We start from the raw sequence: 25,656 nt of genomic DNA, 5'->3' as shown, positions 1-25,656 counted from the left end.
TTATTTTTGTTTTAACCGCTGCAATGATGCTTCTCTGGCGGCTGTGATTTTTGCGATGTCCTGTAATTCGGGTATCTGCCAATGCTGCTGCCTGAGCTGGTCCCAGCTGAGGTCCAGCACGATCTGGTCGTTGTATAATACCTCGCCCTGTTCGTTCACTTCAAAAATAAACGCAGGTGCAACGATGTATAACACCTGGCATTGTTTGTCGCTGTTGTTGATCAATTGAAAAAAGGTGCCGGGCTGTGTCAGGACGGTCTCCCGTTCTTTTACTTCTATGTAATACATGTCGTTGCTGGCGGCATCTTTCATGCCTACCGTAAGAGTGCCGGACACCACCCAGGTAAGATGGGTGATAATGGGGTGAACATGCACATGCGATTTTTCGCCGGGGTCCAGCTCTCCGTAGGCAAGGCTTTCTGCATCTATGATGGGAAGCCTGGCCAGTTTGGATTGTATGGGGCCTATGATTTCATAAACAGTGGTGCCGTCTGGCACGACTACGCCATTTTCAATACGGTAAATTTTATTCATAAGGGTAAATTGTTATTCGTGATCACGATGCCATTCGAAGCTGGGGGCTGCATGACGTCCCTGAGGGTCGCCGGGAATAGGCAACTGTACAAGGTTGTAAGCCAGGGGGGATAGTTTATGCATGCCATTCAGGATAGCGGTATAAAAAGCCGCAGGATTGCCGTTAAAGCCTTCCTCCAGCTGAGAGAGCATGGTAGCGTAATTGGTGTTGAAGAGGTTGTTGAGATAACTGAGAGCCGGGAACTGTAGCAGATCACTGCTTTTACAACTGGTTTTAATGGGGAAGATAGCGTTATAGTCGATGTCTATAACATTCCCGGTAGGCGGAAGATGCGGATCGTCCTGCGGGGTGTACAACCGGCCGTGGTAGATTTCGTTGAAACGGAAATAGTGCGGCACCTCATCGGTGGTGGAGAAGTTAAAGGCTTTTACCGCAATGGGCTCGGTGGTGCCTTCCCCTTGTTCTATGATGAGGTCTATCGCGGCAGAAGCAGTACCGAGGCTCGTAATCACGATCGGGGTGCCGCCACCACGCCAGAAATATTCTTCTGATATCTGGTTTTCTTTTTTACCGGTAAATACGTTTTGTTCTCCATAGGTTTTACAGAGATCCATGAGGTCTTCTTTTATGCCCCGGTAAAACTCCCCGATAGTGAGACCGGGTACCGTGATTTTGTCAAATTCGAGTGGAGCGACTGCCCATCCGTCCGGCAGTTCTATCTGAAGGAACACGTTGATCGTGTCCTGGCTGAAGGCTGCCAGGTGTATATCGAACTGCCTGTTTTTAAACTGTTTCCCCTGAAATTCCATCTGAACGGGATATACAGGGATGTTATCCTTTCCCAGTTTCACATTGCCGCCTACAGCCGAAAGCAGGTTGCCTGCCAGCAGCATATGCAGCATTTCTTCCATGACCACACTCCTGATGATAGAAGAGGCCATGGCATTACTGCCGGGACGCATGCTGAATAAAGCGGTCAGGTAGGGGGGGATGGTGGCCAGTTCCAGCTCGATGGCCTTTTGCAGCTTTTCTTTGAGAGGTAACAGTTGGTCTTGCAGATTCATATGTAAAGAGGCCTAAGCATTTAATTGATGGAGTAAATGACTGCCGAGCCTTAAGGACAGGGCGGTAAGGGTGAGGGTAGGATTGACGGCGCCCAGTGAAGAAAAGACGGCATTGGAACACATGTATATGTTTGAAGTGCCGTGTACTCTCAGGTCGCGGTCTACTACGCCGTCTTCAGGAGTATGGCTCATCCTGGTGGTACAAGCCGCATGATCGGCCCGCCAGGAAATGGGGTTTTCTGTTCCGGGGTCTACTGCATTCATATGACCGAAGATGGTTTGAGCAACGGTAGCCACTTCTTTCATCCTGGTATCAAAATCTTTGCTTTTGGAGAAAGTAATTTTTGTCTCCCGCATGCCAAACCTGTTTTTCTTTTCTGTGTTTTCCACGCGGTTGCTGCGATCGCTGAAGACTTCTATCATGCCCTGTAGCTGAACGGTGGTATTGGTTTGAATGGATTTGATGATTTCCGCTCTTGTTTTGCCACTGGTAGCGGAGCGGACCAGGTTCACCTTAGGGGAAGTAGGGGGATTGATAAGGACGAATTTCCCTTTATGTTGTTCAGCCGGACTGTCGTAATGACGTGATACCAATGTAGGAAAACCCATTTCCGGCTGGAGCATTTGCGGGTTGCCGGGTAGTACCGCTTTGAAAAAAAAGTAGGGATGTGAAATGAGGAACCTGCCCACCAGGTCGTTGTCATTGCCGATCCCGTTTTTCCACCAGTTCAATGCGGAGCGTTGCAACAATTTGGGACCTTCGATAGCGCCGGAAGCATTGATGATAATGGTTGCCTGAATGGTTTCCCAGGCGCCTTTCTTTTTGTTGAGATACTTTACACCAGTAGCATGTGATTTGCTGTCCATCAGTATTTCATCTGCGATGACATTCGTCAGGACCTGGAGATGCGGATAGCGGGCAGATTGCACCAGGTCGTCGAGGTTGTTGGCTGCGGCAAACCGCGCCCCGAACGGACAGTATTTGCATAGCCCGGTAGTATGACAGGGGCCATGGCTGTTATTAGCGTGTGTATCGCCATAGCGGGCTATCGGCAAATGCGAATAACTGACTGGTTCAGCGAATTTTTTAAAGGCATCAATAAAAAGCCCGTCTTCCAGGGTAAATGGAAATGCCTGGAAAGGATACTTTCCGGACCTGGGCGTGGTGGCGTCTTCAGAATCGCCGGAAACGCCGATAAAGTGTTCCGCTTCGTGGTAATAAGGCTCCATTTCATGATAATCGACCGGCCAGTCGATCACATCTCCGGCGGTGACGCCTTTGTTTTCCAGGCTGGTACGCAGGTGGAAATCTTCCGGTTTTAAACGGAAAGCCCAGCCGCCCCAGTGTACAGTGGATCCTCCATACAGAAAGGCGCGGGCGCCTGTCATCGGAATTTCTGTGTCCCCTTCAAATTTATTTTCTCCTGGTCTGTCTCTGTCGGGATAAGACAGGTCATGGCAGGAGTCATAAATATTCTGGTTGTCGAAGGGAAGCTTGTTAGTGATCAGATAGTTTTGATAAAGCGCAAAATCACGCATCTTTATTTTCCCGCCTGCTTCCAGTACGGTAATGGCTGTATGGGGCCTGCCGGCCAATATTTTGGTTACCAGGGCGGTGGCGGCTACACCGGAGCCGATGACCACAATTTCTGTTTGCATGATTAATCTGCTATTGTACGATAAGGGGTATTATCTTTCAGGTTCATTCCTCCAATGTATCCGGGGTAGTTGATGGGTACGCCTTGCGCTACGGTAGGGTCACCAAAGGCTTTAAACCCGCCCAGGGCAAGGTTTAAGGCGATCAGTTCATTGACCACGAGCTGCTTCGCCCTGGCCAGGTTGGTAAAAGCGGGCGTTATATTGGCAGCGGCATCTGTAAACAGCCTTTGAAAGGCAGCTTCTTCTCCCAGTTCTTCCGTTAGCTCCCGGATCACATCTCCATAATTGACATATTCGGCCAGGTACCTGACATCGATCTCAATACGGTTGGAAATAAAGATCAGGAAGTCGGATTTCATCGCTTCCGGCGTATGGGTTGTCTGCCAGAATTGGCAGATTTGCGTAAACAGCTGCCAAAGGGTATCCAGCAGTGTATCATCCAGCTTACGTAAATTCTCCAGTACAAAGTACCTGGCTTCGAGGTTATACTTTGACATGTTGCAATTGTTTTTTGGTGTACCGGATAGCTGTAAAGATGAATGAGGCGTCTGTCTGAATAGTAATCATAGTGCGGGGTTGGTCAGGGCGGCAATTTATAAATTAAACATTATTGAAAATGTTAAGCAGGAGATTTTATCCGGGCATTATCATATCCCGGGCAGTCCTTTTTACTATCATTTTTATGATAGAATGCTACTATTTAAATTATTTTGATGATGTATTAAAGTGATGGAAATTTGCATCATTAATAATTAAAATTATAGAAATGAAGGTGTTCATTATCAACGCGGGACAAGTCTTCGCACACTCTGGCGGAAAGTTCAACGATTCGCTGACAGGCTGGACAATGGGGTTTCTGGACCGGAAAAGATTCGAATATCGCACCGTCAATATTAACGATGATTTTGATGCGATGGCTGAAGTGGAGAACTTTAAATGGGCAGATGTTATCATCTATCACACACCGATCTGGTGGTTCCAGGTACCTAATCAGTTAAAAAAATATATCGATGAAGTGTTCACTGCCGGTCATCAAAACGGAATGTATGCCAGCGACGGCAGAAGCCGGAAAAACCCGGCTATCAACTACGGGACAGGTGGATTGATGCAAGGTAAAAAATACATGGTCACCACTACCTGGAATGCACCGGAAACAGCCTTCACCCTGCCGGGCGAATTTTTTGAACAGAAATCAGTAGATGACGGGGTGCTGTTCGGTTTCCATAAGATGAACCAGTTTGTGGGCATGGACAGAATAGATGGTTTCCATTTTCATGACCTGGAAAAAAATGCCACACAGGAGCGGATTGAAAACTATCAGCAGGATTATCTGCTGCACCTGGAAAAAGTATTCACCTTTAAAAAACAATTGTCATGAGTATATATTTGATCGCTACTATCAAAGCTAAACCGGAACATCGCGATGAGGTGGCCGTTGTATTACAACGTATGGTAACGGAAACCAGGAAGGAAGAAGCGGCTATTCAATATGACCTTCACCAGGGGACAGCAGATGACAACCTGTTTGTATTCTATGAAATATGGAAGGACCAGGAAGGGCTTGATGCGCACAACCAACAGCCCTATATTCTTGAATTTGGCCGTCTGGCGGAAGGTAAATTACAGGAAGCGCCCACCATTCACCTGACCACGAAAATATAGGGAGTCTGATTGTTATTCAACAATCCGCGTAGCTATCTTCGCTGCAAATTCATCCAGACTGGCAGTCGCCGTATTACTAAGGATAATAATCGTGGAGCCTTCTTCCAGCACATGAAACAACATGGCCTGCGCGCCCATAATTGAGCCAGGCCTTTTAATGATAGTATAGTTCTTGTGGTGAATGTCATAATCCTTGTAAACCCATACGCCGTAGCCATATTCGCTCAGTCCGGAGGTGAACATCAGGTCGAGCGTGGCCTGTTTTAATAGTTTCTTTTCAAACAACGCATTGGCAAACTTCAGGATATCATCAACAGTGGAGTACATGGCGCCGGAGGCATACCAGTTTTCCATGTAAGCCGGAAGATCATTGACCATGGCTTTGATATCCTCCCGGTAGAAGTAGGTGTCCGCAAGGCGGGGGATCATCTTCTGCTGATAGGCGATGCCACTATTGGTCATCAGCAAGGGTTGCAGGATATTGGCTTGAAGATGCTCTTCAAAGGTTTTGCTGGTGATACGCTCAATTATTTTTCCTAGAATGATATAATCGGCGTTGTTGTAATCCCACACTTTGCCTGGTTCATTTTCCAGCTTGCCGCTGCCGTAGCGTGTCAGCATTTCATCGGAGGTATGCGGCAGTTGATACTGCGGCATGCCTTGTTTCAGCGCTGATTCGAGGGAGAGGTCAGCGTCCATGTTATGGATGCCGGAAGTCATATTCAGCAGCTGTACGACTGTTACCTTATTGGCTGCTTCTCCCTTATAATCGGGCAGGTAGGTACTGATGGTTTTATTTAAGTCAATTTTGCCTTGTTCGTAGAGCTGTAGGACCAATACGGCTGTAAAGGCTTTGGTGATGGAAGCGATTTTGTACCGGGTATCCGTGGTATTGGGTACCTGCTGCTGGAAGTTGGCTGAGCCGAAACTCTTTTTATACCAGGCTTTGTTCTTTTTGGCCAGCAGGATAGTGCCATTAAAATTGTTCTTCGTGACGAAGGAATCGATAAAAAGACCGGCTTTGGAAGACTGTCCCAAAACAGGACCTGTCACAAGGAAGAAGGCTACCAGGAAGAATACCTTTCTCATGATATAAGGAGTTGTGATAGAAAACGATTTCTTGGGAATGAAAATGTTGCCGTTACGTACAGCCGGAAATGTTAGATGATAAATATAGTTAATTTTTCCGACTGTCAAAATAACGGGTGAAATCGTATCTGTCAGGAGACTAAGGCAATACCTTTTCAAATGCCAGCCGTGACGCGCCACGGAAGAAAACTTCGCCGCAATACACATAGCCCAGTTTTTCGAAAATGCGCAGCATGCCTTTGTTGTCGTGGTTGGTATCTGCCCGGACGCTGTTGATATGGTTATTCATGGCGTAGTCTTCTACGTGCTTTAACATTTGTTGCGCCAATCCCTGGCCCAGGAAATCATCTGAAATGGCTACACGATGATACACTACAAAATCGCCGTCGGTCAGCCAGGTGCCTTTAATGTCGGCATAAGCTGGTTCGTCATTGATCAGCAGCGCAATATAGCCGGCTATTTTATCATCGGCGGCTAATACAAAGCCGTGGCTGTTTTCGATATCGCTGGCCACTACAGCGGGGTTGGGATACCCGTCCTGCCATTGGTCGCTTCCTTCTGCCTTCCTGCGTGCGATGGCTTTTTCCAATATGTTCCAAATCTGATCTGCATCTGCTGATGTCGCTTTTCTGAATTCCAATGCCATAATTCCGGGATATTTATAAATCAAAAGTACGAAACAAAAAAGAAACCGGCATTTACGCCGGTTTCCTTTTGACTTCAAACATTTTTTTCGATTAGAGTTTTTCCAGGGTCCAGCGTTGGTTATTACCGCCATTTGACAAGTACTGGATGATGCTGGCGCCGTTATCTGTAGAAGCGGCAGCTACGTCCAGTACTCTTCCGCTATTCCTGTTTTTAATGATAAAATTGCCAGTGCCATCCCAGGTCGAATATACTTGCCATTGCTGGTTATACCCTTCATGCCAGCTATATTGGATAAGGGGAATGCCGTCCGCCTGGGAGTTATTGTTAATGTCCAGTGATTTACCGCTGCCAATGTTGATGATACTGTAGTACCCGTTGCCCAGGTAATGAAAATACCATTGTTGGTTCTCGCCGCCGTTCCAGTCCCATTGTACAATGCTGCCTCCATCCTCTTTGGATGCGCCGTGTACGTCCATTACTTTGCCGCTGGATACGCTGGTGACTTTGTAGGTGCCATCGGGGATAGACTGCGTGCCTTGGCCACGGCCATACATAAACTGCAGTGCAGAGATATCATAAGAGGAGAATGGTCTGCTTTTTCCGGGTTCGATGCAGGCGAGCATCCAGCTGAAAGGGTCCTCACTGGTAGGGGTACCATAAATGGGAATAGCCCCTATGCCGGCATCGCCTTCATTGGGATCGGATGATGACCAGCCGCAACTAATGGCACGGTTGAAATAATCGGTGTGTCGGAAGCCGATGATATGGCCCAACTCATGTTCAATCACACTAGCCAGGTAATATTTCTCCGGATTGGTGCCCAGGCCATTGGCGTCTGAATTCATCCAGATAAGGTTGGGTGGGTTGCCGTTGGCATCCGGGAAACCGGAGGCCATGCCTAAAATACCGGTGCCCAGACTACGATAAGTGATGGTCACATTCGCGCCGGACGATACCCGCTGAAAGGTAAGCATCAGCCCCAATTGGTTGTAATGCTCAATAGCGATGTCTGTGGCCGTGGCGTAAACAGCCGGCAAGCCACTTACAGAAAGGGTAATCACACGCGGCAGGCGGGTGATGGCATAGTTGGTCCTGTACTGTTCTGTTTCGCCGGCACGCAGCGTTGGCGAATAGGCGTGTGTTTTGTCCAGGTCTGCATCAGACAGGAAGATATCGCCTTCCACAATATAACCGCTGTCTTGGCGGATAACGCCATGAGTACTGTATCCGAGCTTTTTAATTTTGGCTAAAGCTCCGGACGAAACGTCAACGGTGGTGTCTTTTGTTGGTTGTTGCTCTTCTTTTTTGCACGACAAGTTGAAGAGTAATGTCATGATGAACATGAGACAGCATAAGAGTTTCCGAGTTTTCATATAAAGTGGTTTGCGTAAAAAGGATAGCTGAAGTCGCCGCAAAGCTAGTCCGGTCCCCAGCGGCATATTCGCAGTGCGAAAAGCTTTTATTACTGGATAAAAAAAAGACGCAAAGTGATGAAAATCACTTTGCGTCTAAAAAACATATATACGTCGCCGTTAGTGTACGGACTCCTTGAAAATCCTGTTCAGCCAGCGTAGCATGAGGAAAATAATAGCGGCCGCACTTCCCAGCAACAGGAAGTTGACAAGGAAATAATTCGCTTTATTGTCATAAGTGTCCCATAACGTTGCCAGGATACCGGAGAGTTTGTTGCCGATAGACGTGGCGAGGAACCAGCCACCCATCATCAGGGAGGTGATCCGCGCGGGGCTCAGTTTGGACACGAGGGACAATCCCATCGGGCTAAGAAACAGTTCACCCACGGTAATGATGCCGTAACAACCGATCAGCCACCACGGCGATGCTTTGATGGCGCCGTTGCTGCATACATATACGGCGCCTACCATCATCAGGGTGGACAGGGCGGATATCAGCAGGCCCCAGGCTATTTTGGAAGGGGTGGAGGGTTCTTTGTCGCGTTTTCGTAACATGGCGAAGAACAGGACGATCAACGGCGTCAGCGTGATCACAAAAAAGGGATTAATGGACTGGAACAGCTCTGTATTATACAGGCTGATACTTTGTCCCTCGGCCGGCATTTTTTCCGGTGCCACGTTTTTGAAATAAGGGACCTTGTCCCATACTTTCTGTGGTTTGCCGGCAGCGTCGCGTACTACCCTGAACTCATCGTCATAGGCGGTCACGGAATCTGCTTTATTGACGACCGTTTCAGCCAGGTAGAGGCGCTGCGCCGGTTGCTGGATCGCGGAAGGAATTTCCCTGTCGGTATAGTATTGTGCCCAGGTGGTCAGCGCGGTACCGTTCTGTTTAAATACGGCCCAGAACACGATGGACACGGCGAAAATAGCCAGCAGCGCTGATAATGGCCTACGGTCTTTGGCATCTGCCTTGACCAGCAGCGATACAAAAAATAATAATATGGGGATGCAGGCAAAGATGAAGGCATCGGTGGAGTCGGAGCCGAAGATATTACCGGGAATAAACCATGCGCCCAAACCCACTACGATGGCCGGCAGGAACACGACGGAGAAAATTTTGCTCAGCGGCATATCACCTTCCTGTACGGGCTTGCGTACATCAGCGTGACGGTAATGTTTCATGCCGATAGTGAAAATCAGCACCCCGAGGAACATCCCTATACCGGCAGCGATAAAGGCTGCGCCCCAGCCGATGGTGTTACGCAGGAAGGCTGCAAAGAAGTTACAGATAAATGCGCCGATGTTGATCCCCATGTAAAAAATATTGTACCCGGTATCTTTCCGGCTACGGTATTTTTCGTCACTGTACACATTGCCCAGCAAGGTGGAAATATTCGGTTTAAAAAATCCATTACCAATGCAGATCAGCGCAAGGGACAGGTAAAAAACGGTGAGGTTATGTACTGCCAGCCCCATATAACCGATACCCATGAGTATCCCACCGATGATAATGGATTTGCTGTAGCCTAGTTTACGGTCGGCTATCAGTCCGCCAAGAAAAGGTGTCAGGTATACGAAAGCGATGAAAGTCCCGAAGATATCCGCAGCAGTAGCACGGTCCATGCCCCAGCCACCTTTCGCCGTGTCGGTCAGGTATAACTGGAAAATCCCGAGGATCAGATAAAAACCAAAGCGCTCCCACATCTCGGAGAGGAACAGGAAAGGCAATGCTGCCGGATGATTACTTGCTTTTTTCATGTAAAATCAAATGGTGTACGTGATATAGGTTATGCATGACAGCTCACTGCCAAACCGCTAAAATAAGGGAAAAGATGGGAATATCAGCGCACTGCGTGTTTCAGGCGGGTGGTGAATGGCATGCAGGGTGACGCTTGTTCAGGCCATAACAACAACCGTTTTGGGATGTTAAAAAAGCATCTGTTTGATACGGTTCTCTGAAGGCTTACTGAAGGGATATACGAAGGATAGGTGAGGGATAGGTGAAGGATACCACAACGATAGCTATACAAATGAATAATTATCAATGAGATATACGAATTTTATTAATTGTAATATGTTTGAGGTTGATGGTATTTTCTCCAAAAGTATAATTATGCGATAGCTGTTTCATTGTACTTATTACGATACTCCACCGGCGTTAAGCCGGTCAGCCGCTTAAATATCTCCCGGAAACTCTGGGTATCGGTATAACCCACTTCGTACATGACTTCGCTTATATTCTTACGGGTGGTTTCCAGCCGGCGTTTGGCGGCTTCTACTTTTACTCGTTGCACATATTCATTGACGGTGTTGTTGGTGGATTTCTGGAACCGGCGTTCAAAGTTGCGCCGGCCGATAGAGAATTTATTGGCGAGGAAATCGATGGTGATTTTCTCCGGGTAGTTTTCTTCGATGAACTCCTGTGCCATCCTGATTTCCGGGTCGTCGTGTGTTTTCTGTCCTTCAAAAATAATAAAGGGAGATTGGCTTTTCTTGTCTATATCTATGAGAAATCCTTTCGCGATGTCGATGGCCATTTCACGGCCGGCATATTTTTCAATCAGGTATACCAGCAGGTTCAGGTAAGCAAAGGCGCCGCCGCTGGTATAGATGCCGTCTTCGTCGGTAATGAGTTGAGAGGGCACCATTTTCGCTTCGGGGTACATTCGGGAGAACTGCTCCGCCAGCTGCCAGTGGGTGGTGCAGGGCCGGTTGTTCAGCAGGCCCGTGGCTGCCAGGAAAAAGGCGCCAATGCAAAGACAGGCGATTTCGGCACCCTGCTTGCGTTGCTCCAGTATCCACGGAATAAATTCCAGGTTGATTTCCGCTGCCCGCTGCTGGTCGCCCTGTAGGGAAGGGATAATGATCAGGTCTGTCTGATGTACCTCGCTGATCAATGCGTCCGGATTGATGGTGAACCGTCCGTTGCGCTGGCTGGTATTAGGGGAAAGCCCTACCAGCTGGATGTTGAATAACGGCGCCTCGCCTCTGGCCGCGCGGATGACATTGACTTCTGACAGTATTTGCAGGCTTCCTTCGATATTTACCAGGCTGCTTTGGCCTCTTGGTATCAGGATTGAAATGTGTTTCATACGGTTAGCTGTTGTCATAAACGGTGTTGTCGTTTTCGCCGTTCTTAATTGTCATTAAACCCTGCCGTAGGTTTTCCGGCGGCGGAGTAGTTTTGTGTCATCATCAAAAATAGGGAAATGATACAAATTAGCGCATACCTCACCTTTAACGGCAACTGTCGGGAAGCGATGAGCTTCTACCGGGAATGCCTGGGCGGTGACCTGAGCTTCCGGACAGCGGGGGAAGCGGAAGGGGGAGCGGTACTGCCGGAACCATTCAGGAGTGCGGTAGTACAGGCTACCCTGGTGAGTGGTGCGCTGGTGTTGACAGGCTCCGACATGGTAGGCGAGGAGGGGTTGATCAAAGGCAATGCAGTTTCGTTATTATTGCATTGTCATGGCGAAAAAGAAACGAGGGACTGTTACCGGAAACTGGCTGCCGGTGGCGTGGCGTCCCACCCGCTGCGGGACACAATCGCGGGAGGCCTGTTTGGGGTGCTGACGGACAAATACGGCCACCATTGGCTACTCAGCTGTAATGACATCTATCCAAAAAATATATAAACCACAAAAAACTGAAAAAATGAGAAAAGTAGTATTGTTCATGCACGTATCGCTCGATAATTATGTGTGCGACGTAAATGGTGGCCTGGGCTGGATCTCCTATGACAAGGAATTGCAGGAATATGCCGGACGGATAGTAGACACAGTAGGCATGCCGATGTACGGGCGCACCACTTATGATATGATGGCCGGCTATTGGCCTACCGTACTGGAAAAACCAGAGACCGCTGATGCACACAGCCTGCATCACGCCAGGTGGGTGCAGGAAATTCCCAAAGTGGTATTCTCCACCACCATGGAAAAAGCGGAATGGAATAATACCAGGTTGATCAAAAACAATATCGCTGAGGAAGTACAAAAGCTGAAAGCGGAGCCGGGGAAGGACCTGGTGATATTTGGCAGCCCCGGTCTGGCGCAGACTTTCGCGGACCTGGACCTGATCGACGAATTCCAGTTGACCATCCAGCCCGTGGTACTCGGCGCCGGCACCCGGATGTTTAAAGACCTGAAATCTCCTGTAAAGCTGCAGATGCTTAGCTCCACACAATTTAAATCCGGTGTCATCGGGGCGCATTATGAGGTAGTGAGAAAATAATGGTTTTAAACTGCTGTTCCGGTGCGGAAAGGACTGGCCTGTATTTAAAGTGCTTTTCTGCGGAGTGTCCGGCCGGATACAGCTTCTTTGATCCATTTGCGCCGGATAAAGAGCAGTCCTGCCCAAAAAGGTATGAAAAATATCATGGTCATGCCAAATATCAGATTGCTCCATTGTGTAAGGGCTGCTGCCAGCAGGACAGTGACTCCCCAGATGGCCGCCATGATCAGGTTGAACCGGATGGCGTATTTAGCTTCAAACCAGACCAACAATCCGGGGACCAGGTATATAGCCGCTACCAAGCCTTTCCCAATGAAGCTGCCAATCCAATAGGCTGCGTCTTTGATCTCGTTGGGATCGTCGTCCGGTGCAAAAAAGAATCCGTAGACAAAAACAAGTATCCCGATAAGAACAGTAAACCAGGTATAAACTTTCAGCCATGTCGGCATCAGTTCACGGCGGCGCGGTATTTCGGTACTATCAAAACTTTCGTCGAATATGGATGATTGTTCACTCATGATAACAGATACAGGATAAATAAAAATTAGGTTTTAAAATGTTTTTCAGCGGAATGTCTGACCGGATACACCATTCTTCCATTTCCGCAGGAGGGGGAACAGCCCTGCCCAAAAGGGAAGGAAAGGCACCATGCACCAGGCAAGGACCCAAAGTTTCGAATTCACAAGCAAAGAGCAATATAATGTGATGACCACCCAGGAGATAGCGATGATCAGGTTAAACAGAATAGCTTGTCTGATTTCCAGCCATACCAACAGGCCCGGTAAAACGTATATGCAGGAGACGACAATTTTTATGACCAGCCTGATAATCTGGTTATGCAGGCTGTTGCGGTCAGAAGATCCGCCTATATCATCAGGCGTCATGAAAAAGAGGTAACTGAAAACGTATATACCGAAACCGATGGCCACCCAGGTGTACACCTTTAACCATGCCGGCATCAGGTTGCGACGACGATGCGCCGGCTTATTGTCAAAACTTTTGTCAAAAATGGTAGACTGTTGCTCCATGGTATCAGGATATATAGGGGCCGCAAGGTAATAAATTCCGAAGCAAAATTGTTTATATTGGGCTGCCTTGATACCTTACAATAACGGCTATATGAATTTTAAAAATTGGATATTCCCGTTGACACTGCTGCTGGGAACAAATGTTAGCCTGGCGCAGTCAGCCCTGTCACGCCGGCAGGCGATAGCAGATATCGATGAATACACCCGCACGCTGGAGGCATCGCACTATGCGCCTTTTATGCATATCTCCCAGAAAGATTACAACGCCGGTGTGGACAGGATCAAGCGCTCCATCGGAGATTCGATCAGTACCCGCGACCTGGTATGGACATTCTACCGCATCACTGCACTGCTGGGCGATGCGCACTGTGCGCCGCAACTAGGGCAACCTTTTTTGAAAGACGAACTGAAAAAAGACCAGTTCTTCCCTTATAAACTGGTACAGGAAAACCACCGGTTGTATATTCCCGCTAAACTGGCGACTGATCTCAATATCCCGGCAGGGGCTGAAATTACAGATATCAATGGCAGGAAGATGACTGACCTTTACGAAGACATATTGAGCGGCATGGCCGGATTGCCAGCCTTCCGGGAAGAGGCGTCCAGCCGTTTGTTGAGCTACTTCCTGTTTTTAAAGGGAATACAACCGCCTTTTGTGTTAAGCTACAAAGACAATAAAGGTGTAACCGGTAAAACAACCATAGCCGCCGGAGTGGTGTTCGGACAGGCGCTTGCCGCCACTATGCCGCAAATCGTGCAGCCGTATACGTATGGTATATTGGACAATAAACTGGGTTACATCAGTGTTAATAGTCTGAGCGGCGACGTGAATATTTTCCGCACTTTCCTGGACAGCTGTTTCCGTGAATTAAAAACGACCAACATCCGTCACCTGGTGATTGATCTCCGGCAAAACAGCGGTGGCAACACGTTGCTGGGCGACCTGCTATTCAGTTACATCACCCATGAAAAATATTCCTGGGGACGGAAAAGCTGGAAAATCGGTCAGCCTTACAAAGATATGCTGACAGCCGGAGGGGATACCACCGACAGCTATCTGAAACATGCCAACGGCACCGTATGGGAAAGTGAAGACTGCATACCGGGAGACTGCCCTTTCAAAAGAGATACCGTATTTGACGGAAAAGTATATTTCCTCACGGGTCCGTTTACCTTCTCCAGCGCCATGTCCATTGCCGACGTGGTAAAAACCTATGAATTGGCCACTATCATCGGAGAACCTACCGGCGAAAATGTACAGGATTTCGGAGAGGCGTTCCCGATAGAGCTTCCTAACAGCAAGATGATGATACAGTCCACTACTTCCCTGAGCCACGGGGCGAATTGCAACAAAAAGAAAAACGGGCCTGTACTTCCGGATGTGATGATAAAACCTTCGTTGCAGGATAAAGTGTGGGATAAAGACCCGGTAATGGAGTATTTGATGAAAAATGCCCGGTGACCTTTCAAATAATAAAAGCTACTGTAAAAGAAACTTTTTTATATATTGACCGGCATTTAAAATTCCAGTTATACTATTACACAAGCAGTTAGCAATGACCAAACTTCCAATTGCGTTGGCCTGTTCTCTTACAGCGCTCATCGCAGTAAAACCATTTTCGGGGTATTCACAAACCACGCCCGCTGAATTAACCATCACACGATTTTCCGGTCCCGCTGTTACGCCCAGCCCGGCCTGCCTGGCGGTAGCGCCAACAGGAGAGGTGTTTGTCGGCGTAGATATGATTGGCTCTCTCGGCAAAGACCCGGGGAAAGGCCGGATATTGAAGCTGGTAGACAAGGACAATGATGGCAAAATGGACCAGCATACTGATTTTGCTGAGGTCGACAACCCACGCGGGATTATCGTGATGGGCAACCAGGTTTTTGTATTGCATACCACCTTTTCCAAGGAAACAGGGAAGGCCACAGGGATGGCCCTCGTAGTGTTTGAAGATAAAGATGGTGATGGTAAAGCTGATGGACCAGCTCAACCGCTTGTTGAGCATCTCAGCAATACCAAATACATCCAGGAGAGAGGAACAGACCACGCCACCAATGGTATCCGCATGGGTATTGATGGCTGGATTTATATCGCCGTGGGCGACTTTGGGTTCCATGATGCCACCGACCGTTCCGGTAAAAAGCTGACTATGTTGGGTGGCGGGATCGTGAGGGTACGTCCCGACGGTACAGAAATGGAAGTGTTCACCCATGGAACACGCAATGTATATGACGTGGCCATCGACCCGTACATGAATGTCTTCACCAGGGAAAATACCAATGATGGCGGTGGATGGAATGTACGGTTCTCCCACCACCTTCAATCCGGAGAATATGGATACCCCGTGTTGTTCCAGCATTTTACAGATGAAATAATACCAGCGCTGGCCGACCTTGGCGGCGGCTCCGGTACCGGTGCTTTGTTCATGGCTGAACCAGGCTGGCCGGAGAAGTATAACAATGTTCCGATGATGGCCGATTGGGGCAGGAGCATGCTGTATATTCACCGGGTAACGCCGGATGGACCAACGTTCACACAAAAAGAAGAAGATTTTATTGCGCTGCCGCAAATTACCGATTTGGATGTTGACGGATCAGGCAGGCTTTACCTCTCCGCATGGGATGGCGCCGGTTATTCCGGCAGCGATACCATCGGTTTTGTGGTGCGTGCAGTACCGAATAACTGGACTTATAAAGCATTTCCCGATCCGGCCAAAGCCTCTGTGGATGAACTGATTGGCATGCTGAAGTCAGCCAGTGCGGTGGCCCGGTTAAATGCCTCCCGCGAGTTGCTGCAGCGGAACGACCAGCAGGGAATTGCCGCTGCGTTGAAGATAGCATCCGATGCGCAGCAGCCGTTGTATGCCCGCGTGGCCGGCCTTTATACCTATGCACAGGCAGCAGGGAAAAACGGTATCGGCACTTTAGTGGAGCTGACAAAAGACGCGGCTATCAGGGAACATGCCCTGAGAGCGCTGGCGGATCGTAAAGGCTTGCTGGCGGATGTTCCGGAGCAACCTTTCCTGGATGGGCTGCAAGACGCTTCGCCCCGCGTACGTGCTGCAGCGATCGTAGGACTGGGCCGTTTAGGCCGTATGGATGCTGCCATTGCTTTGTTACAAACGAAAGTGCCGGCCTCATTTGTCGCGCCGGTGAAAGATAAGGAAGGCCCGCATGCTACGCCTAATGCCGCGATCGTATTGCCGCATCTCGCGGTGCGTGCGCTCGTGGAGCTTCATGCAGTAGATGCTGCGGTGGCAGCGATCAACGGCGCCAACGCTCCGCTTGCCTTATGGGCCCTGCGTTATATGCATGATGAGAAAGCGGTGAACGGGTTAATTGCTGCGTACCAGCAATCGAAAGACCTGAAACTGAAAAAACAGATCCTGACCACATTGGCCCGCCTGTATAAAAAAGAGGCTGCGTATGATGCGTCCTGGTGGTGGGGTACCCGCCCTGATTCCCATGGCCCGTACTACAAAGCGGTACTTTGGGCTGGATCACCGCTGATCGAAAAATTCCTGAAGAAGGAAGCGCTGAAAGCTGACCCGGCACGTATGGAACTTTTCAGGGACCTGGATGCCCGCCACAGAATGGAGATCGCTGCTTTTGCCCCGCTGAAAAAGACAGAACCCGTTGCGGCGAAAGAACCCAAGGTCGACCTGGAGAAAATAAAAAGCAAAAAAGGACAGGTGGGTAAATCATCGATCGAAGATGTGCTCCTGGCCGTGAAACAAATAAAAGGAGACCCTGCCAAAGGAAAGATACTGTTCGTCAACCAGGGATGTGTGGCCTGTCACAGCCTCAGCAGGGAAGAAAAGATGAAAGGGCCTTTTATGGGACAGATCGGTTCCATCATGAACCGTGAGCGGATCGCCGAATCTATCCTGAAGCCTAATGCATCTATTTCGCAGGGATTTGCAACGGTAACGGTTACGGCTAAAGGAAACAAAACCTATGTTGGGTTTATCACGGAAGAAACGGCCACTAAGGTGGTAATGAGAGATATCACCGGTGAAGTGTACACGGTTAAAACAGCGGATATTCTCAGCCGGAAAGAAATGAAAACGTCCATGATGCCGACAGGCCTCGCCAACGCGTTATCATACGAAGAGTTCGCGTCACTGGTCAACTTCCTGTCACAGCAAAAGAAATAAAGTATTACCATAAGATGCAACAGGGCTGGCTCAAAAAGTCAGCCCTGTTGCATTAATATCCCTTTTGCCATGAAAGAAATTGAACAACATCGTAGCCCAGGGCTTCAGCCCTGGGAACTGGGATTTGGATTGCGATTTTTGTTCCGTTTTGTACAATTCCCATCAGCAAAAGGAGATTATTTTTGACCCCGGACCGGATTTATTGTACCTTCCGGTACCTGCAATGGCCATGGAATACAAGGAAATAAAGCCGGGTGACAGGCTGAAACAGTATGTAAAGTGTTATTACACTTATGAATCAGATGCTGCCACAGCATTTAAAGACACTGTTTTCCCCAGCGGGAACATGGAAATCATCTTCAATCTCGGCACTGGTCACTGGCTGACCGATAATGGCGCCGGATTTACCACCACTCCTCCGGTGGAGTTGTGGGGCCAGATCACCAAACCGCTGCCGGTGCGTTCCGTTGGCCGTAACACCATGCTGGGCGTCCGCTTTTTTCCTCACGCCGCCGCTTTCTTTTTCCCCGAAAAAGTAGATCTCTTCAACGACCAGGTCAATGACTTCCGCGATGTATATGGCAAAGGCGTGGCCGCGCTACATGCTCGTTTGCAGGAAACGCCCACCTGGCGGGAACGCCTGCTGTTGCTGGAGGACTTTCTGTGGCAACAGATGTTGTGGTCCGAAAAGCGGCATACAAAAGTGACCATGCTTAATAGTGTGATGCATGAAATCCGCCAGCCTGGTTTTTTTGATAATATCGAGAATGTGGCTGCCCGCTATGGTATTACCTCCCGTTACCTGCAAAAACTATTTGTCCAATATACTGGTCTTACCCCCAAACTATACAGCAAAATCCATCGCTTTCAGAACAGCTTACAGCTGGTGATCAGGAATGAAGCGCCACTCACGGCCATTGCCTATGATTGTGGTTATTTCGATCAGTCACATTTTATCCGCGAATTCAAATCCTTCACCGGTCATACCCCTTCCGGTTATATGCCCGACCAGTCGCCTGTGACGCTGGCGGCATCCAACAGTTAAACTGTTCCGATCTGTACAATTTCACGCTTTCCTGCCGTCGTAGTTTTGTGTTGTCAAACAAACAACAATTATTTATTTCAAACGAACGACCATGTCATCAATGTTTAATGCATTTAAAGAACTACACCAGGAACGTTTATTGGTATTGCCTAATGTATGGAATCCGGAGAGCGCCCGCCGTTTCCAGGAGAAAGGTTTTCCGGCGGTAGCTACCTCCAGTGCGGCGGTGGCGGCAAGCCTGGGGTATGAAGACGGGGAAGGGATGCCTTTCGATGATTACCTGTTCATCGTGCGCCGCATGACGGCCATACTGCGTATACCCTTGTCCGTTGATATAGAAATGGGCTACGGTCATTCTCCCGAAGCGATCTATGCCAACATCTCCCGGTTACTGGAAGCAGGAGTGGTGGGCATCAACCTCGAAGACTCCACTATTGGCAGTACAGGCCGTGTATTGCAACCGGCAGCAACATTTGCGGCCACGCTTGAAAGTGTCCGTAACAGGCTGACAGCAGCAGGCGCTGATCTCTTTCTGAATGCCCGCACGGACACGTATTTACTCAATGTGGCCAATAAGGAAGCGGAGACGGAGCAACGGTTACGATTGTACGAAACATCCGGTGCAGATGGTATTTTCCTGCCTTGCATTACGGAGGAAGCGGCGATTACCACGGCGGTCAGTCAAACCAAATTGCCGCTTAACGTGATGTGTATGCCAGGCCTGCCGGCGCTGGACGTACTGGAAAAGCTCGGCGTGAAACGCGTCAGCATGGGGCCTTTCCTGTACAATAAAGTATATGACCACATTGGCCAACTGTCGGAGGCGATTACCACAGCGGGCAGTTTTGATCCTGTTTTTATCTAAACACCTTAAAAATCCTAACATGCAGTTACCAAAAAGGGCAGAAGATGTGCACGCCGCACTGGCGGCGGCTTTTAACACCGGCGACATCAATACGGTGTTCACCATTTATGATTATAACGGTGTCATTGTGCCGGAACCGGGGAAAGTAGTGTCCGGCAAGGAACAGTTTGAAGAGGCCGTGAAAGGCATCCTGGCTGTGAAAGGAACGATGGAAATCAAAACAGTGTATTGCCTGCAGACGGGTGATGTGGCGGTAGGCCGCTCTGAATGGAACATCACCGATGGCGGGGAGGTAAAAATCAGTGCCAAAGGGATAGAGGTAATGCGGCGTCAGGCAGACGGTACCTGGAAGATCGTGATAGACCATGCTTTCGGTGCCCTGGACACCCTGAAAGCATAATCACAAAGCTTCACTGGTTTCAAAACAATAGAATCCGTAAATTTGGCTGTTTTGAAACCAGTGAAGCCATGTTGTCCAACGATGCCGAATTTGTATTGCTGAAAAATAATGAATGCCTGAAAGCCGGTCAGCCGGTGAAGAATGACTATTACACCCTGATGCTGGGGCTACAGGGGGAGATGGACGTCACCGTCGGCTATCATAGTTTTACGCTGGGACCCGGCCATATGGCCATTATATCGCCCAAACAGATTTTTTCGGTGGACCGGATCACGCCTGATTTTGCCACGCAACAGTTGTTGTTTACCCAAAGTTTTTTATACAAGAGCCATATCAAGGAGCAGGTCATCGATGAGCTGCTGTACCTGAACCCTGAGTATCCGCCGGTATTTGAGCTGGAGGATAATGCGCTGCCTGGCGTGCACCGTAAGTTTAAGACACTCGCCGAAGAATATGGCGGCAGCCGGCCGTTTCATTTTGATGTCATACGCCTCGTGCTCACGGAACTGCTATACGATTACAACAGGGCCTGCGAATATTGCCTGCTGCGGTTCCGGAAAAATATGAACCGGCAGTATCAACTCACGTTTCAATTCAAGAAACTGGTAGAGGAGCAGTTCATTGAACTGCGGACCATCGCGGAGTATGCAGTGTTGCTGGGTATTACGGCCAAACATCTCAGTGAAACGGTGAAAGAGGAAACCGGCAAGACCGCCCTCGAAGTTATCCATGAAAGATTGTTGCTCGAAATCCAGTACCAGTTGAAGTATGCCTCTCTGTCTGTAAAGGAGGTGGCTGACTATTTTAAGTTTGACAATGCTTCCCATTTTACCCGCTTCTTTAAACTGAAAACCGGCCTTACCCCCAAAGAGTACCGGCAGCTTCCGTAAAATTGGTTGTTCTTTCCGCTGTTTGGAGATTGATGCCGCCTGAAAAACGACCGACTTTTGTAAACAAATCTGAATATACACAGTATGGATACAAAAGTACAGACAGCAGCAAATGCCGGTTGGGCCGATTTGTTTGCCGGGAATAATAAATACAAAGCCATTGCGCTTGCGTTGGGTGTTTTATTGCATGTGACCAACATTTATATTGTGGCCACCATTATGCCTTCTATTGTCCGGGAGATAGGTGGGCTTGCCTATTACGCCTGGAATACCACCATATTTGTGGTGGCTTCTATTATTGGTTCGGTAGTGTCGACACGATTATTATCGGTCAGCGGTCCCCGCAAGGCTTACCGCTGGGCTATTTTGCTCTTCGTGACCGGAGCGGTCATCTCCATGGCGGCGCCAACGATGTACGTTTTGCTGATGGCAAGAGCGGTGCAGGGACTGGGCGGTGGACTATTGTTTGCCCTTTCCTATGGAATGATCAGGATCATCTTTGAGTCACGGTTGTGGGCCAAGGCGATGGCCCTCGTATCGGGCATGTGGGGCGTGGGCGCTTTTGTCGGTCCCTTTGTAGGCGGCATTTTTGCCGAGTATGGCAATTGGCGTACAGCCTTTGCCGTTATCCTGGTCATTGGCGTGTTGCTGCTGGTGTTTACAGAATTTATTCTGCCCGCCAAACACGCGGTTGGCGCTAAAACGCCCGTTGCGGTCGGGAAGCTGGTATTGTTGTTATTTTCTGCGCTCGCGGTATCCATCGGCAGTGTCATGGAAAGCCTGGCGTATAACCTGGCTGGTTTGGTGATAGCGCTGTTACTGATCGTGTTGCTGGTAAGATCGGAGAGAGGAAGCAGCGTGAGACTGCTGCCTACCGGCGCTTACCGGTTATCTTCTCCGCTGGGCATGGTCTATCTGGTGATTGTGCTGCTGGCATTGGTAGCCGCCGTGGAAATATTTATCCCTTACTTCGAACAAACCATCCATGGTTTTACCGCATTGGAAGCTGGTTACCTGACGGTACTGGTGGCGCTGGGATGGTCGGCCGCTTCTATGGCTTTCTCCGGCGTGAATGCTGCTGCAGTGATGAAACTGTCGCTCATCGGCGCTTTACTGATGGTCGCCGGACTGGCAGGAATGGCCTGGCTTTCCGGTATGGCATACAATACCTATGTGCTGGCAGGCCTCTGCGTTTCCTTACTGTTGATAGGCGCCGGTATCGGGCTGCCATGGCCTCACCTGGTGGTACGGGTATTCTCACTGGCACCACCCAACGAAATAGAACTGACTTCCACGTCTATCACCACCGTACAACTGATGGCCATGACATTTGGCGCAGCGCTGTCCGGCCTGATTGCCAATGCCGGTGGCATGACGCATCCGGGCGGTGTGGCTGGCGCTATGAATGCCGCTACCTGGTTGTACGGCTGTTTCATTATCCCGCCTGCATTGGCCGTGGTAATGCTGCTGACAAAGATAAGCGTGCGGAAACCAGGGGTAGTGAGACAGGAGATGGCAGAAGCGGAGGTGGCGTAAAAATATATTTCCTCAACTAATCGTACCTTGCTGTTCCTGATTTAAAATGAGTAGCATGGAAAATTATTTTGAAAGCCCTTTTCGTGGCAAGTTATTATCAGAACAGGTTACCAATCCTAACATTATTGTAGGCGCCTATAGTTATTATTCCGGTTATTATCATGGTCACTCTTTTGATGATTGTGCGAAATACCTGATGCCCGACAGAACGGATGTAGATAAATTGATCATCGGAAGTTATTGTTCCATTGGTACCGGCGCGGCGTTTATTATGGCTGGCAATCAAGGCCACCGGCATGACTGGGTGTCGAGCTTCCCGTTCTTTTATATGCCGGAAGTAGCGGCCTTTGAAGGTAGTATTGACGGCTTCAGGCCTGCGGGTGATACGGTAATAGGCAATGATGTATGGATTGGCACGGAAGCGGTGATCATGCCGGGCGTGAAGATAGGCCATGGCGCCATTATCGGCAGCAGGGCGCTGATCACCAAAGATGTGGCGCCTTACAGCGTCATGGGTGGCAACCCGGGCAAAGAAATCCGGAAGCGTTTCGCGGAGGAAGACATTGCCCGTTTACTGGAAATGGAATGGTGGAACTGGTCCGACGATAAGCTGAAAGCAGCGATGCCTTTGCTTTGCAGCAGTGATATCAAAGCATTATATGATTTTTATAAAGCGCAGTCACGATGAAAAGGACAGCATGGTTCGACCGGTCATTTCCGGTCATCACAGACAATGGCGTTATGCCGGATATCATTGAACGCCTCGCGGGCACACCTGCCCGGTTGGAAGAGCTGACCCGCGGCATAGCGGAAGCGGTGCTGGTCAACAAATCCGGCGAACAATGGTCTATCAAGGAAGAAGCCGGGCACCTCTCTGATATGGAGCCGTTATGGTCCGGCCGGTTCGATGATTTTGTCAACGGACAGCCGGAGCTGCGTGTGGCAGACCTTACGAACCAACGCACCCATCAGGCGAATCATAACGCTGCCGCACTCCCGGAATTGCTGCAGCGTTTCCGGGAACTGCGGACGTTGCTGGTGAAAAAATTGCTGGCGCTGGAGGAGGCACAGCTGGATAAAACCGCGCTGCACCCACGTTTGAAGACGCCGATGCGCATCATTGACCTGGCTTACTTTGTGGCCGAACATGATGATCATCACCTGGCGGGTATCCGGGAGAAGGCATCAGCCTAAAAATTCCTCCACGGTGGCATCGATGAATACGAGCTTTAGCTCCATTTCATCGTCATACCAAACACCGGTAGTGGTAAATCCCAGTTGCTGATAAAACGGCAGGGGACTGGCTTCGCCTTCGCCACAGCTGGTATACAGCTCGTAAATTTTACGGGCGGCGAGGTTGCGCAATACCAGCCCGATGGCTTTTTTGCCATATCCTTTCCCCTGGTGCGGGCCGGCGATCATGAAACGCCAGAGGAACATACCTGGAAAATTGATGCCGTCGCTCCAACAGGCGCCGGTATGCAGCAGGATAAAACCCACAGGCTCTTCACCGGCATAGATGGCCCTGAACCAGGCGTCTTCGGAATAATGGGCTACCGCAATGGATTCACCGTTGTCGGCTACTTTATTGCGTTGTGCAGGGCTGAGGGTTTTGCTTAAATCGCAGATGTCTTCTACGTTGTCTACAGTAATACGGCGGAGGGTTACTTCCAGTTGCATGGTTTTCTTTTCGTTAAAATGCTACGCCGCGAATATAGGGAAGATACAGCAGAGCTGACCGGCAAGGCCAGCTCTGGATAATTTCAGATGGCCTGCGCTGCCTTGCTGATGAAGCCGGCAATCTCCACCGGTCGTGTGGCCAGCGAAGCGTGACTGGCATCGAGGGTGATGGTCTCTGCCTTCATGCGGTCTGCCATAAACCGCTGGGCATCGGGTGGTATCATACGGTCTTCGGAAGATACCTGGTACCATACCGGGAAATGTTTCCATCCGGTGTTGGTAGGCTTGTCTTCAAAACAACGGCCGGCGATAGGCCGCTGGGCGGAGGCCATTACCAGGGCTTCTTCGGCGGTGGCATCCTGGCAAAAACTTTCCCTGAACTTGTCTCTTTTGATCCACAGAAAACCAAACTCGTCTGGATAAATATTAGCGCCACCAGGTGCTGGTTGTCCCTTCTGTAACAGGCCGGCGAGGTTTTCTGTTTCATCCGGCGCAAAAGCGGCGATGTACACCAGACCTGCGGTACCCGGTATTTTACCGGCTGCTTCGGTAATGATGGCGCCACCATAGGAATGGCCTGCCAGCAGTGATTTGCCTTCCAGTTGACTGGCTGCGCGGCGTACGGTTTCGGCGTCATCTGCCAGTGATGTCAGCGGGCACTGGACTGCCACCACATTATGGCCTTCGGCTGCCAATAAAGGAATTACTTTGTTCCAATGCATGCCTTCGCCCCAGGCGCCATGCACAAGGAGAATATTCACTTTGTTAGCCATCTGTTTTAATTTTTAGGGTAATGAAAAATATTGGGAGAAAGGGGGATGATGATCACATGACTTCCTAATGCCTGTCGGGTGTAACTACCCTTACAATTTACACCAATCCCGCCAAATAATGTATCTTGACGCCTGATAATAAAAAAGAAGCAACATGTCTGAATCAACAGCCCTGTCCGCGAAGGACCTTATCGCACAATATGGCGGTATAGCACTGGATAAACAGAATGACCTGTCCGCCGTTATCGGCGATAACAACTGGACCGCTGACCTCAACGAAGGAGTGATCAGCTTCGGTGATCAGCTGACGTTTCCTATCCAGATCATGGGCACTTTCTCCCATTCGTCTGAAACCTTCCTCTGGGGTTGGGCCAATACCCAGTCCGATCTCCCGGAAAACCTCCTGCAAGAGGCCGCACAGCTGAAAGCCTATGGTGAACAGCATCAGTTGCCCTTGTTCACTACCGGCCAGTTCGACGGTTCTGTGAACGATGTACATTATATTGGCCTGATCGCTTCCGGTATGTTTGGCTCCAGCGCCTACTATGTGGCGGACTATGGCAGCGGCGCGCTGCTGGTGACCATCAAAAGTGACGTAATAGACAAAGTACGGACCGACAGCCCGCAACGGGTGCTGACCGTTTTTCCGCAACTGATCTCTTTGTTTGAAATGGACCATCAACAGGCATTGGCCAGTTACCTCAAAGCCAAAGCATTTGAAGTAAGCATGAAAGACAAGGAACTGTCTGCCACCTACAACGGCAGTACCATTGTAGCTACCTTCGACGAGCTACACCGGCTCGCCAGTCTCAACGGCCAACTCTCCTAAACATATGGGTCCGGGAAAATTCCCGGACTTTTTTTATACTGACATAAGGGTATTATTCCATCATCGTGTATTAGTGACAGTTAGTTAACAAACAGTAGCCCCGCGCAGGCTGTATCACGAATATTTTATGATGATGGAACGTGCTTTT

At 49.4% G+C, this 25,656-nt stretch carries 27 protein-coding genes; 14 read left to right on the top strand and 13 right to left on the bottom strand.

Going from position 1 to position 25,656, the window contains the following annotated elements; all coding sequences use genetic code 11:
- Genes HHL17_RS20990 through HHL17_RS20975 form a run of 4 tightly spaced genes read right to left on the bottom strand, consistent with a single transcriptional unit; the run spans position 1 to position 3,755 of the window.
- Positions 1-534, bottom strand: coding sequence for a cupin domain-containing protein (locus HHL17_RS20990; RefSeq protein ID WP_169226750.1), 534 nt, complete (start codon positions 532-534; stop codon positions 1-3).
- 12 nt (positions 535-546) lie between these two features.
- Entirely contained in the window at positions 547-1,599 is a 1,053-nt protein-coding gene (locus HHL17_RS20985) for a ferritin-like domain-containing protein (protein ID WP_169226749.1), read from the bottom strand.
- Between the two features lie 12 nt (positions 1,600-1,611).
- A complete protein-coding gene (locus HHL17_RS20980) occupies positions 1,612-3,258 on the bottom strand; it encodes a GMC oxidoreductase (protein WP_169226748.1) in 1,647 nt (548 codons plus the stop codon).
- Between the two features lie 2 nt (positions 3,259-3,260).
- Complete coding sequence (locus HHL17_RS20975) at positions 3,261-3,755, bottom strand: hypothetical protein (RefSeq protein WP_169226747.1); 495 nt, start codon at positions 3,753-3,755, stop codon at positions 3,261-3,263.
- A 269-nt stretch (positions 3,756-4,024) separates the two neighbouring features.
- Here HHL17_RS20975 and HHL17_RS20970 point away from each other — a divergent pair, with 269 nt between their 5' ends.
- Together HHL17_RS20970 and HHL17_RS20965 are read left to right on the top strand one after the other, a co-directional pair.
- On the top strand, positions 4,025-4,636 hold the full coding sequence (locus HHL17_RS20970; protein ID WP_169226746.1) for an NAD(P)H-dependent oxidoreductase: 612 nt from the start codon (positions 4,025-4,027) through the stop codon (positions 4,634-4,636).
- Positions 4,633-4,920, top strand: a complete 288-nt coding sequence (locus tag HHL17_RS20965) for a putative quinol monooxygenase (RefSeq protein ID WP_169226745.1) — start codon at positions 4,633-4,635, stop codon at positions 4,918-4,920. Before HHL17_RS20970 ends, HHL17_RS20965 begins: the two co-directional genes overlap by 4 nt.
- A gap of 12 nt (positions 4,921-4,932) precedes the next feature.
- On the opposite strand, the gene HHL17_RS20960 is transcribed toward HHL17_RS20965, so the two are convergent.
- The 5 genes from HHL17_RS20960 to HHL17_RS20940 all read right to left on the bottom strand — a co-directional run bounded on the left by HHL17_RS20960 (position 4,933) and on the right by HHL17_RS20940 (position 11,164).
- Positions 4,933-6,009 carry a serine hydrolase domain-containing protein gene (locus HHL17_RS20960; RefSeq protein WP_169226744.1) on the bottom strand — a complete coding sequence of 359 codons (1,077 nt, stop codon included), beginning with the start codon at positions 6,007-6,009 and terminating at the stop codon, positions 4,933-4,935.
- A 139-nt stretch (positions 6,010-6,148) separates the two neighbouring features.
- Complete coding sequence (locus HHL17_RS20955; protein ID WP_169226743.1) at positions 6,149-6,655, bottom strand: GNAT family N-acetyltransferase; 507 nt, start codon at positions 6,653-6,655, stop codon at positions 6,149-6,151.
- A 91-nt stretch (positions 6,656-6,746) separates the two neighbouring features.
- Positions 6,747-8,030, bottom strand: a complete 1,284-nt coding sequence (locus tag HHL17_RS20950) for a M57 family metalloprotease (RefSeq protein ID WP_169226742.1) — start codon at positions 8,028-8,030, stop codon at positions 6,747-6,749.
- Between the two features lie 159 nt (positions 8,031-8,189).
- Complete coding sequence (locus HHL17_RS20945; protein ID WP_169226741.1) at positions 8,190-9,830, bottom strand: peptide MFS transporter; 1,641 nt, start codon at positions 9,828-9,830, stop codon at positions 8,190-8,192.
- Between the two features lie 353 nt (positions 9,831-10,183).
- Entirely contained in the window at positions 10,184-11,164 is a 981-nt protein-coding gene (locus HHL17_RS20940) for a GlxA family transcriptional regulator (protein ID WP_169226740.1), read from the bottom strand.
- A 117-nt stretch (positions 11,165-11,281) separates the two neighbouring features.
- Here HHL17_RS20940 and HHL17_RS20935 point away from each other — a divergent pair, with 117 nt between their 5' ends.
- A complete protein-coding gene (locus HHL17_RS20935) occupies positions 11,282-11,707 on the top strand; it encodes a VOC family protein (RefSeq protein ID WP_169226739.1) in 426 nt (141 codons plus the stop codon).
- 19 nt (positions 11,708-11,726) lie between these two features.
- A complete protein-coding gene (locus tag HHL17_RS20930; RefSeq protein WP_169226738.1) occupies positions 11,727-12,302 on the top strand; it encodes a dihydrofolate reductase family protein in 576 nt (191 codons plus the stop codon).
- 44 nt (positions 12,303-12,346) lie between these two features.
- Here HHL17_RS20930 and HHL17_RS20925 read toward each other — a convergent pair whose 3' ends face one another.
- On the bottom strand, positions 12,347-12,820 hold the full coding sequence (locus HHL17_RS20925; protein ID WP_169226737.1) for a hypothetical protein: 474 nt from the start codon (positions 12,818-12,820) through the stop codon (positions 12,347-12,349).
- Positions 12,821-12,865: 45 nt separating this feature from the next.
- Positions 12,866-13,330 carry a hypothetical protein gene (locus tag HHL17_RS20920; RefSeq protein WP_169226736.1) on the bottom strand — a complete coding sequence of 155 codons (465 nt, stop codon included), beginning with the start codon at positions 13,328-13,330 and terminating at the stop codon, positions 12,866-12,868.
- Between the two features lie 91 nt (positions 13,331-13,421).
- Here HHL17_RS20920 and HHL17_RS20915 point away from each other — a divergent pair, with 91 nt between their 5' ends.
- The 9 genes from HHL17_RS20915 (at position 13,422) to HHL17_RS20875 (ending at position 23,420) form a co-directional block, all read left to right on the top strand.
- Positions 13,422-14,792, top strand: coding sequence for a S41 family peptidase (locus tag HHL17_RS20915; RefSeq protein WP_169226735.1), 1,371 nt, complete (start codon positions 13,422-13,424; stop codon positions 14,790-14,792).
- 94 nt (positions 14,793-14,886) lie between these two features.
- Entirely contained in the window at positions 14,887-17,490 is a 2,604-nt protein-coding gene (locus HHL17_RS20910; protein WP_169226734.1) for a DUF7133 domain-containing protein, read from the top strand.
- A 229-nt stretch (positions 17,491-17,719) separates the two neighbouring features.
- Entirely contained in the window at positions 17,720-18,535 is an 816-nt protein-coding gene (locus HHL17_RS20905; RefSeq protein ID WP_169226733.1) for a helix-turn-helix transcriptional regulator, read from the top strand.
- Positions 18,536-18,626: 91 nt separating this feature from the next.
- Positions 18,627-19,400: an isocitrate lyase/PEP mutase family protein gene (locus tag HHL17_RS20900; RefSeq protein ID WP_169226732.1), complete on the top strand. Its 774-nt coding sequence runs from the start codon at positions 18,627-18,629 to the stop codon at positions 19,398-19,400.
- A gap of 19 nt (positions 19,401-19,419) precedes the next feature.
- Positions 19,420-19,800: a YybH family protein gene (locus HHL17_RS20895; protein ID WP_169226731.1), complete on the top strand. Its 381-nt coding sequence runs from the start codon at positions 19,420-19,422 to the stop codon at positions 19,798-19,800.
- A 68-nt stretch (positions 19,801-19,868) separates the two neighbouring features.
- Positions 19,869-20,690 carry a helix-turn-helix domain-containing protein gene (locus HHL17_RS20890; protein ID WP_169226730.1) on the top strand — a complete coding sequence of 274 codons (822 nt, stop codon included), beginning with the start codon at positions 19,869-19,871 and terminating at the stop codon, positions 20,688-20,690.
- An 84-nt stretch (positions 20,691-20,774) separates the two neighbouring features.
- Positions 20,775-22,226, top strand: coding sequence for an MFS transporter (locus tag HHL17_RS20885; protein ID WP_169226729.1), 1,452 nt, complete (start codon positions 20,775-20,777; stop codon positions 22,224-22,226).
- Between the two features lie 55 nt (positions 22,227-22,281).
- Positions 22,282-22,914: a type B chloramphenicol O-acetyltransferase gene (gene catB / locus HHL17_RS20880; protein WP_169226728.1), complete on the top strand. Its 633-nt coding sequence runs from the start codon at positions 22,282-22,284 to the stop codon at positions 22,912-22,914.
- A complete protein-coding gene (locus HHL17_RS20875) occupies positions 22,911-23,420 on the top strand; it encodes a DinB family protein (protein ID WP_169226727.1) in 510 nt (169 codons plus the stop codon). The genes catB and HHL17_RS20875 overlap by 4 nt, the downstream gene beginning before the upstream one ends.
- Here HHL17_RS20875 and HHL17_RS20870 read toward each other — a convergent pair.
- A complete protein-coding gene (locus HHL17_RS20870) occupies positions 23,412-23,906 on the bottom strand; it encodes a GNAT family N-acetyltransferase (protein ID WP_169226726.1) in 495 nt (164 codons plus the stop codon). The two genes, HHL17_RS20875 and HHL17_RS20870, sit on opposite strands and share 9 nt — an antisense overlap.
- Before the next feature lie 83 nt (positions 23,907-23,989).
- Positions 23,990-24,679: an alpha/beta hydrolase gene (locus HHL17_RS20865; RefSeq protein WP_169226725.1), complete on the bottom strand. Its 690-nt coding sequence runs from the start codon at positions 24,677-24,679 to the stop codon at positions 23,990-23,992.
- A gap of 154 nt (positions 24,680-24,833) precedes the next feature.
- Between HHL17_RS20865 and HHL17_RS20860 the strand changes: the two genes are divergently transcribed.
- Positions 24,834-25,508, top strand: coding sequence for a DUF6882 domain-containing protein (locus HHL17_RS20860; protein WP_169226724.1), 675 nt, complete (start codon positions 24,834-24,836; stop codon positions 25,506-25,508).
- Positions 25,509-25,656: the final 148 nt, after the last annotated feature.

Origin of the sequence: Chitinophaga fulva (assembly GCF_012927205.1) — a bacterium.
Classification (GTDB): Bacteria; Bacteroidota; Bacteroidia; order Chitinophagales; family Chitinophagaceae; genus Chitinophaga; species Chitinophaga fulva.
This window is presented reverse-complemented; position numbering and strand designations above follow the sequence as displayed.

Bases quoted from the DNA above. Each gene is read 5' to 3' on its own strand.
- HHL17_RS20990 (WP_169226750.1), bottom strand. From the start codon at position 534: ATGAATAAAATTTACCGTATTGAAAATGGCGTAGTCGTGCCAGACGGC.
- HHL17_RS20985 (WP_169226749.1), bottom strand. From the start codon at position 1,599: ATGAATCTGCAAGACCAACTGTTACCTCTCAAAGAAAAGCTGCAAAAG.
- HHL17_RS20980 (WP_169226748.1), bottom strand. From the start codon at position 3,258: ATGCAAACAGAAATTGTGGTCATCGGCTCCGGTGTAGCCGCCACCGCC.
- HHL17_RS20975 (WP_169226747.1), bottom strand. From the start codon at position 3,755: ATGTCAAAGTATAACCTCGAAGCCAGGTACTTTGTACTGGAGAATTTA.
- HHL17_RS20970 (WP_169226746.1), top strand. From the start codon at position 4,025: ATGAAGGTGTTCATTATCAACGCGGGACAAGTCTTCGCACACTCTGGC.
- HHL17_RS20965 (WP_169226745.1), top strand. From the start codon at position 4,633: ATGAGTATATATTTGATCGCTACTATCAAAGCTAAACCGGAACATCGC.
- HHL17_RS20960 (WP_169226744.1), bottom strand. From the start codon at position 6,009: ATGAGAAAGGTATTCTTCCTGGTAGCCTTCTTCCTTGTGACAGGTCCT.
- HHL17_RS20955 (WP_169226743.1), bottom strand. From the start codon at position 6,655: ATGGCATTGGAATTCAGAAAAGCGACATCAGCAGATGCAGATCAGATT.
- HHL17_RS20950 (WP_169226742.1), bottom strand. From the start codon at position 8,030: ATGAAAACTCGGAAACTCTTATGCTGTCTCATGTTCATCATGACATTA.
- HHL17_RS20945 (WP_169226741.1), bottom strand. From the start codon at position 9,830: ATGAAAAAAGCAAGTAATCATCCGGCAGCATTGCCTTTCCTGTTCCTC.
- HHL17_RS20940 (WP_169226740.1), bottom strand. From the start codon at position 11,164: ATGAAACACATTTCAATCCTGATACCAAGAGGCCAAAGCAGCCTGGTA.
- HHL17_RS20935 (WP_169226739.1), top strand. From the start codon at position 11,282: ATGATACAAATTAGCGCATACCTCACCTTTAACGGCAACTGTCGGGAA.
- HHL17_RS20930 (WP_169226738.1), top strand. From the start codon at position 11,727: ATGAGAAAAGTAGTATTGTTCATGCACGTATCGCTCGATAATTATGTG.
- HHL17_RS20925 (WP_169226737.1), bottom strand. From the start codon at position 12,820: ATGAGTGAACAATCATCCATATTCGACGAAAGTTTTGATAGTACCGAA.
- HHL17_RS20920 (WP_169226736.1), bottom strand. From the start codon at position 13,330: ATGGAGCAACAGTCTACCATTTTTGACAAAAGTTTTGACAATAAGCCG.
- HHL17_RS20915 (WP_169226735.1), top strand. From the start codon at position 13,422: ATGAATTTTAAAAATTGGATATTCCCGTTGACACTGCTGCTGGGAACA.
- HHL17_RS20910 (WP_169226734.1), top strand. From the start codon at position 14,887: ATGACCAAACTTCCAATTGCGTTGGCCTGTTCTCTTACAGCGCTCATC.
- HHL17_RS20905 (WP_169226733.1), top strand. From the start codon at position 17,720: ATGGAATACAAGGAAATAAAGCCGGGTGACAGGCTGAAACAGTATGTA.
- HHL17_RS20900 (WP_169226732.1), top strand. From the start codon at position 18,627: ATGTCATCAATGTTTAATGCATTTAAAGAACTACACCAGGAACGTTTA.
- HHL17_RS20895 (WP_169226731.1), top strand. From the start codon at position 19,420: ATGCAGTTACCAAAAAGGGCAGAAGATGTGCACGCCGCACTGGCGGCG.
- HHL17_RS20890 (WP_169226730.1), top strand. From the start codon at position 19,869: ATGTTGTCCAACGATGCCGAATTTGTATTGCTGAAAAATAATGAATGC.
- HHL17_RS20885 (WP_169226729.1), top strand. From the start codon at position 20,775: ATGGATACAAAAGTACAGACAGCAGCAAATGCCGGTTGGGCCGATTTG.
- catB (WP_169226728.1), top strand. From the start codon at position 22,282: ATGGAAAATTATTTTGAAAGCCCTTTTCGTGGCAAGTTATTATCAGAA.
- HHL17_RS20875 (WP_169226727.1), top strand. From the start codon at position 22,911: ATGAAAAGGACAGCATGGTTCGACCGGTCATTTCCGGTCATCACAGAC.
- HHL17_RS20870 (WP_169226726.1), bottom strand. From the start codon at position 23,906: ATGCAACTGGAAGTAACCCTCCGCCGTATTACTGTAGACAACGTAGAA.
- HHL17_RS20865 (WP_169226725.1), bottom strand. From the start codon at position 24,679: ATGGCTAACAAAGTGAATATTCTCCTTGTGCATGGCGCCTGGGGCGAA.
- HHL17_RS20860 (WP_169226724.1), top strand. From the start codon at position 24,834: ATGTCTGAATCAACAGCCCTGTCCGCGAAGGACCTTATCGCACAATAT.